This is a genomic window from Pseudomonas sp. Sample_9 (assembly GCF_004307535.1).
Taxonomy (GTDB): Bacteria; Pseudomonadota; Gammaproteobacteria; order Pseudomonadales; family Pseudomonadaceae; genus Aquipseudomonas; species Aquipseudomonas mercuritolerans.
Genome location: NZ_RAZO01000260.1, coordinates 2,669 through 15,820 on the forward strand (window position 1 = coordinate 2,669; position 13,152 = coordinate 15,820).

Here is a 13,152-nt window from a genome sequence, read left to right on the forward strand (position 1 = left end):
AGTGCCAGCAGGTCTGCCCGGTGGATTGCATTCCACTGGACGAAGCCCATCCGGAGACTGAAGAACAGTTGATGGAGAAGTACCGCAAGATCACCGGCAAGGCCTGATCTCTTCAGCGCCTGTACCGAAGCCATCGCGGGCAAGCCCGCTCCCACAGAGTCGGTGGTGAAACACAAATTTGTGTGAACACCAAAACCCAAGTGGGAGCGAGCCTGCTCGCGAATGGGCCATCAGCCACACCACTGAAACCCGATCAGCTTACTCGCGCTGCTCAAACCCCTCCCCTGTACACCCCAGACACCGCACAAACGCCGCTTTCGCCGGGTCGACCACCAGCGCCTGACCGGCATCGCCGACCCCGCCGCCCAGTGCGGTAAACGGCAACGACACCACGAACGCCCCCGCACCGATCACCGTGGCCACCACCAGCAAGGGCCGGGCAATCAGCAGGTCGCCAAGCATGGCGTAGGCCGGGGGATTCTGGATGGTGTAACGGGGATCACCGCTGCCGGTTTCCGAGGCCTGAACAGCCAGGCAGGAACTCAGCAGCAGACTGACGAAGAGGACTTGCAGAACTTTCATGGCACGATCCTTCGGGCTGCGCAGTGAGACTTCTCACTATAGACCCAAGGATTTTTTCAGGTCTGGCAGCGCGGACAAAACACGCTGGCGCGCTGGCCCAGCTTCACTTCGCGCAGGCCGGTGCCGCAGACCTTGCAATGCTGACCGCCGCGGCCGTAGACAAACAGTTCCTGCTGGAAGTATCCCGGCTGACCGTCACCGCCAATGAAATCGCGCAACGTCGTGCCGCCACGCTCGATGGCGGCAGCAAGGATGCGTTTGATCTCGATCGCCAGTTTCAAGTAACGCCCGCGGGAGATGCCCCCGGCTTCGCGGCGCGGATCGATGCCGGCGGCGAACAGCGCTTCGGTCGCGTAGATATTGCCGACCCCGACCACCACCGCGTTATCCATGATGAACGGCTTGACCGCCATCGAGCGCCCGCGTGACAGCTGGAACAGGCGCTCGCCATCGAACAGATCGGTCAGCGGCTCCGGCCCGAGGCGAATCAGCAACTCGTGATTGAGCGGGTCGTTGCTCCACAGCATCGCGCCGAACCGTCGCGGGTCGGTGTAGCGCAGGGCCAGTCCCGATTCCAGTTCAATGTCGACGTGTTCGTGCTTCAACGCCGGCAACCCGGCCTCGACCAGGCGCAGATTGCCGGACATGCCCAGATGGCTGATCAGCGTGCCGATCTCGGCGTTGATCAAAAGGTACTTGGCGCGGCGCTCGACCAGCACGATGCGCTGCCCGGACAAACGCACATCGAGGTCTTCGGGGATCGGCCAGCGCAGGCGCCGGTCGCGGACGATGACCCGGCTGACCCGCTGGCCTTCCAGGTGCGGGGCAATTCCGCGACGGGTGGTTTCGACTTCCGGCAGTTCAGGCATGGTGTCCTCGGATCAATGCGCGCCGAGGTCGCGAATCGTTTGTTTGAGTGTTTCGAAGTCGTAGTCCGACAGACCGACGTAATCGAGCACCAGTGGGCCAACCGCATTCCACTCGAAATCTTCGCTCTGGTTGCCCAGCACCCGGTAGGAGGCGCAGATGTGCTCGGCCATTTTCAGAATCGCCAGCAAGTTTTTCAGCTGGCTGTTTTTCGACGATTCGTCGCTGAAAATCGCCAGCGCATTGTGGTGATTGGCGATGGCGGCGCTGACATGCTCCGGCAGGCGCCAGGACTTGGCCGTGTAATAACCGACCACGGCGTGGTTGGTGTTGAACACACGGTTTTCCGTATCGACCACGCGGCATTCCGGGCTGGCGCTGGCGTAGGCCTCTTCCAGCACGGTCATATAATTGGGGAAACGCTGCAGCATCAATGGCACGCCGCAATCGTGGAACAGGCCCAACGCATAGGCTTCGTCACCGGCCTGGGTGCCGATGCGCTTGGCCAGGGTCAGGCAGGTCATCGCCACATCCTGCGCGGTGTCCCAGAAACGGTTGAGGGTGACGATGGTGTCGTCGTTCATCTCGCCCTTGATCGACTGCGCGTTGATCAGGTTGATGATCGAACGGCTGCCCAACAGGTTCACCGCACGCTGGATCGAGGTGATCTTGTTGCTCAGGCCGTAATACGGCGAGTTGACGATCTTCAACAGCGCGCCGGACAGACCGGGATCCTGGGAGATCAGCCTGGCGATCACCTCCAGGTCCGGGTCGGGCATGTACTGCTCCATTTGCAGATCCACCATGATCTGCGGTTGCGCCGGCACACTGATGCCTTGCAGCGATTGTTGAATCTGTTCGGTGGTCAGCTCTTGGGACATAAGTACACACTCTGGGACAGGCGGCGATTCTAACCGCTGAAACGGCAGGGCGACACACCGATGGGCACATCGCCGGAACTTTCATCTGTGCACAGGCTTCGGACTCTGTAGGGCGCATCGGACCTCAACGGTTCGCTGCGAAGGCAAAATCTCCACAGACTCAGGAGCTTACCGATGGCAACTTCCCTCAATGGCAAACGCGTCGCTATTTTGGTTACCGATGGTTTCGAACAGGTCGAAATGACCGGCCCCAAGGATGCCCTCGAGCAGGCCGGCGTGCAGGTCGATATCCTGTCGGCCGAGGCCGGCACCGTCAAAGGCTGGAACCATGACAAACCGGCCGACGACTTCCCCGTCACCAACACCTTCCAGGCTGTGAGCGTCGATCAATACGATGCCGTGCTGCTGCCCGGCGGTGTGCAGAATTCCGACACCATCCGTATCGATCAGGATGCTCAGCATCTGGTCAAGACTGCCGCTTCGGCGGGCAAGCCGATTGCCGTGATCTGCCACGGCAGCTGGTTGCTGATCTCGGCGGGACTGGTCAACGGCAAGACCATGACCAGCTACAAGACGGTCAAAGACGATCTGGTCAATGCCGGGGTCAACTGGGTCGACCAAGAAGTGGTCAAGGACGGTAACCTGATCAGCAGCCGCCAGCCGGATGATGTGCCGGCGTTCAGTCAGGCCCTGATTGACGCACTGGCTGCGTAACCGCCGAAATCCTTTCGCGAGCAGGCTCGCTCCCACAGGTGAATGCATTCCAAGTGTGGGAGCGAGCCTGCTCGCGAAGGGGCCATCCGCTTTTCATCGCAGGCCAGACCGGAGCACGCCTCAACACGCTATACTCCCGCTCTTTTTTCCGGAGCGACGTCATGTCCCTGCCTAGCCTGCGCCTCAAAGCCAACGCCGACCGTCGCCTGCGCAACGGCCACTTGTGGGTCTACAGCAACGAAATCGACGTGGCCGCCACGCCTCTGCACGGCTTTAAGGCCGGCGATCAGGCGGTGCTCGAAGCCGCTGGCGGCAAGCCGTTGGGCATCGTCGCCATGAGCCCGAACAACCTGATCTGCGCGCGCCTGCTGTCGCGCGACATCAAACTGGCACTGGACAAGTCGCTGCTGGTGCATCGCCTGAATGTCGCGCTGTCGCTGCGCGAGCGTCTGTTCGACAAGCCGTTCTATCGTCTGGTCTACGGCGATTCCGACCTGCTGCCGGGTCTGGTCGTGGATCGCTTCGGCGACATCCTCGTGGTGCAGATCGCCTCGGCGACCATGGAAGCGCATAAACACGACGTGATCGCCGCGTTGACCCAGGTGCTCAAGCCAAGCGGCATCCTGTTCAAGAACGACTCCGCCGCCCGCGACGCCGAAGGCCTCAACCGTTACGTCGAAACCGTGTTTGGTCTGGTACCGGAGTGGGTAGCGCTGGAAGAAAACGGCGTGAAGTTCGAGGCACCGGTCATTCAAGGTCAGAAAACCGGCTGGTTCTACGACCACCGCATGAACCGCGCGCGCCTGGCACCTTACGCCAAGGGCAAACGCGTGCTCGACCTCTATAGCTACATCGGTGGCTGGGGCGTGCAGGCCGCTGCGTTCGGCGCGAGCGAAGTGTTCTGCGTCGACGCCTCTGCATTCGCCCTTGACGGTGTCGAGCGCAATGCCGCGCTGAACGGCTTCGCTGACAAGATGACCTGCATCGAAGGCGACGTCTTCGAAGCGTTGAAGGAACTCAAAGCCAGCGAAGAGCGCTTCGACGTGATCGTTGCCGATCCGCCGGCCTTCATCAAACGCAAGAAAGACATGAAGAACGGCGAAGGCGCCTACCGTCGTCTGAACGAGCAAGCCATGCGCCTGCTGACCAAGGACGGCATTCTGGTCAGCGCTTCGTGCTCCATGCACCTGCCTGAAGACGATCTGCAGAACATCCTGCTGACCAGCGCCCGTCATCTGGACCGCAACATCCAGATGCTCGAACGTGGCGGCCAGGGTCCGGATCATCCGGTGCATCCGGCCATTGCTGAAACCCGCTATATCAAAAGCATCACCTGCCGTCTGCTGCCCAATAGCTGATTGCGGTTGAACACGGGGAGCCACAGGTTCCCCGTTTCATTTGCGACGCCCTTCCCTCGCTTATTCACACTCACCATGAGTGCTTGAAACTTTTCCTACAATAATTTCCGTCGGCTTTGCAGGACGTTTCTTTGTGTCCGCTATTTATGGAAAATTAACCTACACAATAAGTCATTAGCACAAGATCACTCCGACAAAATTACTGGAATATTCCTACTTAATATCCTCTTGCCAATATTCGATTACAAACTATTATGAAGTTGTCGCCATGAAGCGACTTCAACTTTCTATGAACAAGGAGTTCACATCATGAAAACCATTTATCTGGAAACAAATAAAATCGCCAACCTCGCCTTTCTGGTTGCAGCCAACGTACGTTAAGTAAGTCTGGACGCCGCAGAATGCCGGCACTGCGGCGTCCTTCAGACTACTCCTGAGTGACCTGAACAAATGTATATCAATCCTTTTCTATTTATATTGCCGCGCCCACCTGGCCAAGTTGTGTGGAATTACAAAAACCACACTCAACACGAGCTTGGCCTTGAATACTCCAATCGCCTCGCGAAACTTATAGACAACCCTGACCTTTTTGACCTAGGCAACATAATAGACAAACAACTTCTGGACGCAGACATTCTAACCATTGCAAAAATAGACAGCCCGGAATGGGGTTGGGATGAACTATCCAGGATCTATCACATCGGCACACAAAATATTCCTTGTGAGTATATTCCACAGAACATTCACGAGTGGTCGAGGCAATATCTGGCGCATTGCAGCGAAGTGCTGGCAAAGCCGGAACCTGCACACTCCAGGTCGCCGCAGCCTGTGGAGGCCCTCATCTCCCTGCCTAAGCCGGGAGCGATGGACGATGACAGCCTGACTCGGGCATTGCTCAAGCGCAAAACCTGCCGTTCCTACACCGGTGCGGCGGTGACACTGGACGAGGTGGGCAAGCTGCTGTATTTCACCCTCGGCTATCTGCCACCGCGCGAAAATGCCCACGATGATCCTGTCGCGCCAGGACTCGAGGCCCGCCGAAGCTGCCCGTCCGGTGGCGGACTGAATGCCTGTGAGGGCTTTCTTCTGGCGCAGAATGTCAGCGGGCTGGAACCCGGCGTCTACGCTTACCACCCTGCCGAACACGCTCTGAGTCGGATCAATGCGCTGCCCGATCCGCAACTGGGTCAATTGCTCGGTGGCCAGCATTTCATCAATAACCTGCCGCTGGGCGTCTTCATTACTGCAAGGTTTGATCGTCTCTGGTGGAAGTACGAGCACTCACGCGCCTACCGCATGGCATTCATCGAGGCCGGCCATCTCTCGCAGACATTTCAACTGGTCGCAACAACGCTGGGGCTCAATACCTGGCTGACCGGCGCGTTCGCCGACGCGCAGGTTGAAACCCTGCTCGGCATCGCGGGCAGCGCCGAGCAACCGTTGTTCTTCGTCGGCTGCGGAGAAAGCGATGGCCAGGCCATGTGCCAGGAAATGCGTGATCTGCTGAGCGGGGTAGCGTCATGATTTCCCCGACGATGGATGAGAGCGAAGCGCCGGTTTCATGGTCGCTCAAATTTACCCTTCCAGACTGGGACAACCGTGCATCGGTGCGCTGCAGTACCCATGACTATCGACTACCAGGCGATGTCGAGCAGCAACTGCAGACACGCTACTGGTTCCCCCCGGCGTTTCTGCCCTATCTGACGCACCCGGCCATTCAGGCCAAGGGTCGGGACACCCTGCATCGCCTGACGGCCAATCATCTGGTGTACTTCCTCGACTACACCACCCTGCTTGAACACCGCATCGTCAACCGCGCAGTGGAAGTCATCGTGCATCGCGAACTGCCCATCTACATTCCGCTGCCGATGAAACATGCAGCGCTGCAGCTGTATACCGACGAGGGCTATCACGCGTTGTTTTCCAACCAGATTGCCGAGCAGATCGCCGCGTTCTACAGCATCACCCGGCGCCCCGTCATTCCGAGGCGGATCACCCGCATGAACGCCTTGATCGCGCGCACGCCGGAGAAGAACCGCGCACTGGCCTGGTTCCTGCTTGGGTTCGTTTCGGAAACGATCATTGCCCGTGAGTTGCTGGAGGCCTGCCGCGATACTTTGGTCAGCAGCGTGAACGACATGTTGCGCGATCACCTGGCCGACGAAGCCAGGCACAGCCGCTATTTCGCCGAAGCTTTCCATTATTTCTGGATCGCGATGAACAGTCGCCAGCGGTTGTTCGCCAGCAAGACGCTGGTGGAGATCATTTCGATTTTCTTTGAAGCCGATGAAAGCTGGCTGCAACAAAGCCTGCGCTCGGCCGGTATTGCCGATAGCGACGCGCTCGAGATTGTCGCCGGCATGACCACGATGCAGGCCAGGCGCGCCCGCGCCCGTGCTGGCTCCAGGCCCACGCTTGAAGCCCTGCACAAAGCAGGTTTTTTTGCACTGCCTCATAACCGGACACTTTTCGCCAAGGCAGGATTGATCGATGGATAAACACAACCCTGTAGTTACCCGTCGACAACAGCGCGCAGCCGTCAGCCTGCTGCTGGCGATGACCCTGCTTGGCGTGTTTCCACTGGATGTGCTGCTGCCTTCCTTTCCGGCATTGGCAGCACATTTTGGCCGATCGCCAAACGACATCGCCCTGTCGATCAGTCTGTTTGCCGTGGGCATCGCATTTGCCCAGCTATTGATCGGCCCGTTGTCCGATGTGATCGGGCGCAAAGGTCTGCTGCTTGCCGGCATGAGCGTGTCGCTGCTCGGCGCGCTTGGCTGCGCGCTGAGCAATGACTACACGCTGTTCCTGATTTTCCGGGTGATGCAGGCACTGGGATGCGGTTGCTTCGTGCTGTCCCAGGCTCTGGTGCAGGATCTGTTCGAAGGCAACGAGCGCGATCGCCTGCGAATCCTGATGGTCACCGCAACAGGCATCTTCATTTCGGTATCGCCACTGGCGGGTACGTTTCTGCAAGCCACGCTCGGCTGGCGCGGCAGCTTCTGGGTCTTCATCGCCCTGGCCGCAGCAGTTCTGATCAAGACCTGGCGATTGCTCGATAACAGCCGTCCTCCTCATGATCCCAGCCGCCTTGGCTTCCTCCAGTCCTATCAGCGCGTCCTGAGCAATTTCGAATTTGTCGGCTGTTGGCTGATTTCCGCCTTCGCTTTCGCCTGCCACTTTTCCTTCATTGTCATTTCGCCGCTGATCTTCATGGAGCAGCTGCAGATGGCACCTTACGATTTCGCCTTGATCCTGCTGATTTACGGCGCCGCCTATGTCTTCGGCGGCGTGTTCGCCAGCGTGCTGAATCGGCATATCAATGCGCAACAGCAGATTCTCACCGGGCTGAGTCTGATCCTGCTCTCGGGGCTGGTGATGCTCTATCTGGCGGCCGATCATGATCTGTCAGCGGCGACGGTGCTGATTCCGATGCTGATCTGCACGGTGGGCACGACCATTTCACGGCCACCGGCTACCTCCCGCGCCATGAGCCTGTTTGCCGAAAATGCCGGCGCATCGGCGTCCGCTGGCAGCACCATCATCTTTATCTGTGGCGGGCTGGTCAGCGCCTTGATCAGCCTCGGCCCGGCCAACCTGCAGGCGACATTGGGTTACGGCTTCGTGGTGTTGAGCGGCGTATCGCTGTTGCTCAACAGCGTGATAGGCCGTCGCGTCAGCAACCTGCGCAGCAATCCGGTGATGCCGGGAGGCGACCACTGATCCTGCCAGTCGTCATCCCGCGTGCCTCTTCAGCGGGGGAACAACGCTTTGCGCCATTCCCTCGCGACGCCAGCGGTGTAGAATCGCCTCATTCATCGCCATTCATCCCCGGCGGGTTTATGAGCTCAGGCTGAGACCAGCGGCGATCCCGCAACGTCATCGGCAGCTTCCGGACACACGGCCATTTTTCGGGTGTTTCAGAGGTCAACAGAAGCTCACTCCCCTTTAGTACGTGATTAGCCGCCCGGAGTGCTCCATGCCAGATTACCGCTCGAAAACATCCACCCACGGCCGCAACATGGCCGGCGCCCGCGCACTGTGGCGCGCCACCGGCATGAAAGATGACGACTTCAAGAAGCCGATCATTGCCATCGCCAACTCGTTCACCCAGTTCGTCCCGGGGCATGTGCACCTGAAGGACCTGGGTCAACTGGTCGCCCGCGAAATCGAACGCGCCGGTGGCGTGGCCAAGGAATTCAACACCATCGCTGTCGATGACGGCATCGCCATGGGCCACGACGGCATGCTGTATTCGCTGCCGAGCCGCGAGATCATCGCCGACTCCGTCGAATACATGGTCAATGCCCACTGCGCCGACGCCATCGTGTGCATTTCCAACTGCGACAAGATCACCCCGGGCATGCTGATGGCCGCGCTGCGCCTGAACATCCCGGTGATCTTCGTTTCCGGTGGCCCGATGGAAGCCGGCAAGACCAAACTCGCTTCCCACGGTCTCGACCTCGTCGACGCCATGGTCATCGCCGCCGACTCCAGCGCGTCCGACGAGAAAGTCGCCGAGTACGAGCGTAGCGCCTGCCCGACCTGCGGTTCGTGCTCCGGCATGTTCACCGCCAACTCGATGAACTGCCTGACCGAAGCACTGGGTCTGGCCTTGCCGGGCAACGGTTCGACTCTGGCCACCCACAGCGACCGCGAACAGCTGTTCCTCCAGGCCGGGCGCACCATCGTCGAGCTGTGCAAGCGTTACTACGGCGAGAACGACGACTCCGTATTGCCGCGCAACATCGCCAACTTCAAGGCGTTCGAGAACGCGATGATGCTCGACATCGCCATGGGCGGTTCGACCAACACCATCCTGCACTTGCTCGCAGCCGCCCAGGAAGCCGAGATCGATTTCGACCTGCGCGACATCGACCGTCTCTCGCGCAGCGTGCCGCAGCTGTGCAAAGTCGCACCGAACATCCAGAAGTACCACATGGAAGACGTGCACCGCGCCGGCGGCATTTTCAGCATCCTCGGTTCGCTGGCCCGTGGCGGCCTGCTGCACACCGACCTGCCGACCGTACACAGCCGCAGCATGGAAGAAGCCATCGCCAAGTGGGACATCACCCAGACCAGCGACGAAGCCGTGCATCACTTCTTCAAGGCAGGTCCTGCGGGCATTCCGACCCAGACCGCATTCAGCCAGTCGACCCGTTGGGAAACCCTCGACGACGACCGTGAAAACGGCTGCATCCGCAGCTTCGAGCACGCCTATTCGAAAGAAGGCGGCCTCGCCGTGCTGTACGGCAACATCGCGCAGGACGGTTGCGTGGTGAAAACCGCCGGGGTTGATGAGTCGATCCATGTCTTCGAAGGCAACGCGAAAATCTTCGAAAGCCAGGACAGCGCCGTGCGCGGCATCCTCGCTGACGAAGTGAAGGAAGGCGACATCGTCATCATTCGCTACGAAGGCCCGAAAGGCGGCCCGGGCATGCAGGAAATGCTCTACCCGACGTCCTACCTGAAATCCAAAGGCCTGGGCAAAGCCTGTGCGCTGCTCACCGACGGGCGTTTCTCCGGCGGTACTTCCGGCCTGTCGATCGGTCACGCTTCGCCAGAGGCTGCGGCCGGTGGCGCGATCGGTCTGGTGCAGGATGGCGACAAGGTGCTGATCGACATTCCGAACCGCTCGATCAACCTGTTGGTCAGCGACGAAGAACTGGCGGCACGCCGCGCCGAGCAGGACAAGAAAGGCTGGAAACCGGTCGAGGTGCGCCCACGCAAAGTGACTACCGCGCTCAAGGCCTACGCCCTGCTGGCGACCAGTGCCGACAAGGGTGCGGTGCGTAACAAAGCGATGCTCGACGGGCAGTAAGGCTTAACCGTCGTACAAAAAAATGCCCCGCCATGTGCGGGGCATTCTTTTGTCTGGCCAAAATCCGAAACTCACCGAAAATCAAACTGTGGGAGCGAGCCTGCTCGCGAATGCGGTATGTCAGAAACGAAGAGGGTGGCTGACATTACGCTTTCGCGAGCAGGCTCGCTCCCACCTTGAATCGGGGTGGCTTACTGGATTTCCTCAGGCTTGACGATTACCCAATTCTTGTCCGCTGTCACCGGCAAGCCTTCCTTGGCCTGCGCCGCCGCGTGCTTGGCCATCATGCCGTTGATTTGCGTCAGGTACTTGTCCTTGCGGTTGATCCACAAGTGAATGCCGCCCTTGGCCACGTCGACATCATGGAACAGCATGTAGCCGTCGCTGGTCGGGGTATCGCCACCGACCAGTACCGGTTTTTTCCATTCATCGATATAGGTCAGGATCGCCGCGTGCTTGCCGGCCATCCACGTTGCCGGGGTCCACAGGTAAGGCGTCAGCTCCAGGCCGAGGTTGGCCTTCTCGTCATATTTGCCGGCAGTGATCTGTTTGCGCGCGGTGGTCAGCTCGCCGGTCTTCTGATCCTTGAGCAGCAGTGAAACGCCGATGACGTTCTGCGGTTTGACGTTGTAGCCGTACTTGGGATCCGCCGCGACCATGCGCACCAGTTCCTCTGAGGCGGCGGTCATTACGTAGACCTCGATGCCGTTCTCCATCAGCTTGTTATACAGCTCCTGCTGGCCGGTGAAGATCTTCGGCGGATTGACGTCGAGTTTCTTCACCACATCGCCTTCGTAATACGTCGCCGGCACCGGTTTGCCCGAAGCCATCAACTCGTCGACGTAGCCCTTGAGCTCCTTGAGGGTGAAGCCGGAGAACACCTGCGCCACCCATGGGTAGCAAACCATGTCGTCGACTTCGCAGAGCCGGTAGTAATAACTGAACAGGCTTTCCTTGTGCTCGGCGGTGTCCTTGAAGGGCATCAGTTTCAGCGAAGGGTCGAGCTTGTCACGGGTAATAAGGCCCTTGTTTTCCATGAACGGTAATAAGGACTCTTCGAGGTCGTAGCGGTAACTGGTGTTGTCCATGTCGAACACCGCGTAATTACCCTTGTTGGCGTTGGCGGCAATCATTGCGTCCAGCGCCTTGGCCTGATCTGCCGGCCAATGCTTGAGGTCCGTGGCCAATGCCTGGCCGGCGAGGCCAGCCGCCAGTGCAACAGCCAACAACGTGCGTGCAATTCTCATAGCGCTACTCCCCGATGCAAAGAGTTCGACGCTAACAAATCAGTGTGACAACCCTCACCTGTCAGCGACCGCCTGCGTCCCCTGCGCGCCAGTTGCATTGCCGACAGCGACACGCTCTTATTCCAAAAACGACGGACGCCCTGCCATTTCGTTATTAAATCATTGCAAATCAAGCTGTTAGGCTTGCCTGTTCGCAGCAGCCCCGGATGGCTGTTGGCACAGTCTTTTCTGGAGTCCTCATGAATCTACCGCTGATTCTCAACCTGCTGGTGTTCCTCGCCCTGCTCTTCGGCCTGGCGCAAACCCGCCACACGACCTGGAGCCTGGCGAAAAAAGTCCTGCTTGCACTGATCCTCGGCGTGGCGTTCGGCGTAGCGCTGCACACGATTTACGGCGCCGGCAACCCGGTGCTGAAAGCCTCGATCGGCTGGTTCGATCTGGTCGGCAATGGTTACGTGCAACTGCTGCAGATGATCGTAATCCCGCTGGTCTTCGCATCGATCCTCAGCGCCGTGGCACGCCTGCACAACGCTTCGTCGCTGGGCAAAATCAGTTTCCTGACCATCGGCACGCTGCTGTTCACCACCGCCATCGCGGCGTTGATCGGCATCGGCCTGACCAACCTGTTCGGCCTCAGCGCTGAAGGTCTGGTCGCCGGCACTCAGGAAATGGCGCGCCTGCAAACCATTCAGAACGACTACGCCGGCAAGGTCGCAGACCTCAATGTGCCGCAACTGCTGCTGTCGTTCATTCCGCAGAACCCGTTCGCCGACCTGGCCCGGGCCAAGCCGACCTCGATCATCAGTGTGGTGATCTTCGCCGCGTTCCTCGGGGTCGCCGCACTGCAACTGCTCAAGGACGACGTCGAGAAAGGTCAGAAAGTGATCAACGCCATCGACACCCTGCAAGCCTGGGTGATGCGTCTGGTGCGTCTGGTGATGAAGCTGACCCCGTACGGTGTGCTGGCGCTGATGACCAAAGTGGTCGCCGGTTCCAACCTGCAAGACATCATCAAGCTCGGCAGTTTCGTCGTGGTGTCGTATATCGGCCTGGGCCTGATGTTCGTCGTGCACGGCGTACTGGTGTCGGCCGCCGGGATCAACCCGCTGCGCTTCTTCCGCAAGATCTGGCCGGTGCTGACGTTTGCTTTCACCAGTCGCTCCAGCGCGGCGACCATTCCGCTGAGCATCGAAGCGCAGACCCGTCGTCTGGGCATTCCGTCGTCGGTAGCCAGTTTCGCTGCCTCGTTTGGCGCAACGATTGGCCAGAACGGTTGCGCCGGCCTGTACCCGGCGATGTTGGCGGTGATGGTGGCACCAACGGTCGGCATCAACCCACTGGATCCGCTGTGGATCGCGACACTGGTAGCGATTGTCACGTTGAGTTCGGCCGGTGTCGCCGGAGTTGGCGGCGGCGCAACGTTCGCCGCCCTGATCGTGCTGCCAGCAATGGGCTTGCCGGTGTCACTGGTGGCGTTGCTGATTTCGGTGGAGCCGCTGATCGATATGGGCCGCACCGCGTTGAACGTGAGTGGCTCGATTACCGCTGGGGCGATAACCAGTCAGGTCATGCAGCAGACGGATAAAGCATTGCTGGATGCTGATGAACACGCGCAGCTAGTCAGCTGAAGCTGCAAGCTGCAAGCTGCAAGCTGCAAGCTGCAAGCTGCAAGCTGCAAGCTG

General features: G+C 59.5%; 11 protein-coding genes and 1 pseudogene. 8 read left to right on the forward strand and 4 right to left on the reverse strand.

What is annotated here, in order from left to right:
• A pseudogene (locus D6877_RS14515) lies at positions 1-107 on the forward strand (ferredoxin); the annotation flags it as partial.
• 151 nt (positions 108-258) lie between these two features.
• Here D6877_RS14515 and D6877_RS14520 read toward each other — a convergent pair.
• From D6877_RS14520 to D6877_RS14530, 3 genes are read right to left on the reverse strand one after another with little or no spacing between them, the layout of a single operon-like run.
• Positions 259-582, reverse strand: a complete 324-nt coding sequence (locus tag D6877_RS14520; RefSeq protein ID WP_130911240.1) for a multidrug transporter — start codon at positions 580-582, stop codon at positions 259-261.
• 56 nt (positions 583-638) lie between these two features.
• Complete coding sequence (gene mutM, locus D6877_RS14525; RefSeq protein ID WP_016772703.1) at positions 639-1,451, reverse strand: bifunctional DNA-formamidopyrimidine glycosylase/DNA-(apurinic or apyrimidinic site) lyase; 813 nt, start codon at positions 1,449-1,451, stop codon at positions 639-641.
• A gap of 12 nt (positions 1,452-1,463) precedes the next feature.
• Complete coding sequence (locus D6877_RS14530; protein ID WP_178083688.1) at positions 1,464-2,276, reverse strand: HDOD domain-containing protein; 813 nt, start codon at positions 2,274-2,276, stop codon at positions 1,464-1,466.
• Positions 2,277-2,504: 228 nt separating this feature from the next.
• On the opposite strand from D6877_RS14530, the gene D6877_RS14535 reads away from it, so the two are divergent.
• From D6877_RS14535 to ilvD, 6 genes are all read left to right on the forward strand, one after another.
• The gene (locus D6877_RS14535) at positions 2,505-3,044 is read left to right on the forward strand and encodes a type 1 glutamine amidotransferase domain-containing protein (protein WP_071172203.1); all 540 of its coding nucleotides are present in this window, start codon (positions 2,505-2,507) and stop codon (positions 3,042-3,044) included.
• Between the two features lie 161 nt (positions 3,045-3,205).
• Positions 3,206-4,402, forward strand: coding sequence for a class I SAM-dependent rRNA methyltransferase (locus D6877_RS14545; RefSeq protein WP_130911243.1), 1,197 nt, complete (start codon positions 3,206-3,208; stop codon positions 4,400-4,402).
• A 450-nt stretch (positions 4,403-4,852) separates the two neighbouring features.
• A complete protein-coding gene (locus D6877_RS14550; RefSeq protein ID WP_130911244.1) occupies positions 4,853-5,926 on the forward strand; it encodes a SagB family peptide dehydrogenase in 1,074 nt (357 codons plus the stop codon).
• Entirely contained in the window at positions 5,923-6,900 is a 978-nt protein-coding gene (locus tag D6877_RS14555) for a diiron oxygenase (protein ID WP_130911245.1), read from the forward strand. The genes D6877_RS14550 and D6877_RS14555 overlap by 4 nt, the downstream gene beginning before the upstream one ends.
• Positions 6,893-8,125, forward strand: a complete 1,233-nt coding sequence (locus tag D6877_RS14560) for a multidrug effflux MFS transporter (RefSeq protein ID WP_130911246.1) — start codon at positions 6,893-6,895, stop codon at positions 8,123-8,125. Before D6877_RS14555 ends, D6877_RS14560 begins: the two co-directional genes overlap by 8 nt.
• Before the next feature lie 256 nt (positions 8,126-8,381).
• Entirely contained in the window at positions 8,382-10,223 is a 1,842-nt protein-coding gene (gene ilvD / locus D6877_RS14565; RefSeq protein ID WP_130911247.1) for a dihydroxy-acid dehydratase, read from the forward strand.
• 191 nt (positions 10,224-10,414) lie between these two features.
• Here ilvD and D6877_RS14570 read toward each other — a convergent pair whose 3' ends face one another.
• Complete coding sequence (locus D6877_RS14570; protein ID WP_130911248.1) at positions 10,415-11,470, reverse strand: haloacid dehalogenase-like hydrolase; 1,056 nt, start codon at positions 11,468-11,470, stop codon at positions 10,415-10,417.
• Positions 11,471-11,709: 239 nt separating this feature from the next.
• Here D6877_RS14570 and D6877_RS14575 point away from each other — a divergent pair, with 239 nt between their 5' ends.
• A complete protein-coding gene (locus D6877_RS14575; RefSeq protein ID WP_130911249.1) occupies positions 11,710-13,098 on the forward strand; it encodes an L-cystine transporter in 1,389 nt (462 codons plus the stop codon).
• The last annotated feature ends 54 nt before the right edge of the window (positions 13,099-13,152 follow it).

What these genes read in the sequence shown, in the direction of transcription:
- D6877_RS14520 (WP_130911240.1), bottom strand. Translation starts at nt 582, where the DNA reads ATGAAAGTTCTGCAAGTCCTCTTCGTCAGTCTGCTGCTGAGTTCCTGC.
- mutM (WP_016772703.1), bottom strand. Translation starts at nt 1,451, where the DNA reads ATGCCTGAACTGCCGGAAGTCGAAACCACCCGTCGCGGAATTGCCCCG.
- D6877_RS14535 (WP_071172203.1), top strand. Translation starts at nt 2,505, where the DNA reads ATGGCAACTTCCCTCAATGGCAAACGCGTCGCTATTTTGGTTACCGAT.
- D6877_RS14545 (WP_130911243.1), top strand. Translation starts at nt 3,206, where the DNA reads ATGTCCCTGCCTAGCCTGCGCCTCAAAGCCAACGCCGACCGTCGCCTG.
- D6877_RS14550 (WP_130911244.1), top strand. Translation starts at nt 4,853, where the DNA reads ATGTATATCAATCCTTTTCTATTTATATTGCCGCGCCCACCTGGCCAA.
- D6877_RS14555 (WP_130911245.1), top strand. Translation starts at nt 5,923, where the DNA reads ATGATTTCCCCGACGATGGATGAGAGCGAAGCGCCGGTTTCATGGTCG.
- D6877_RS14560 (WP_130911246.1), top strand. Translation starts at nt 6,893, where the DNA reads ATGGATAAACACAACCCTGTAGTTACCCGTCGACAACAGCGCGCAGCC.
- ilvD (WP_130911247.1), top strand. Translation starts at nt 8,382, where the DNA reads ATGCCAGATTACCGCTCGAAAACATCCACCCACGGCCGCAACATGGCC.
- D6877_RS14570 (WP_130911248.1), bottom strand. Translation starts at nt 11,470, where the DNA reads ATGAGAATTGCACGCACGTTGTTGGCTGTTGCACTGGCGGCTGGCCTC.
- D6877_RS14575 (WP_130911249.1), top strand. Translation starts at nt 11,710, where the DNA reads ATGAATCTACCGCTGATTCTCAACCTGCTGGTGTTCCTCGCCCTGCTC.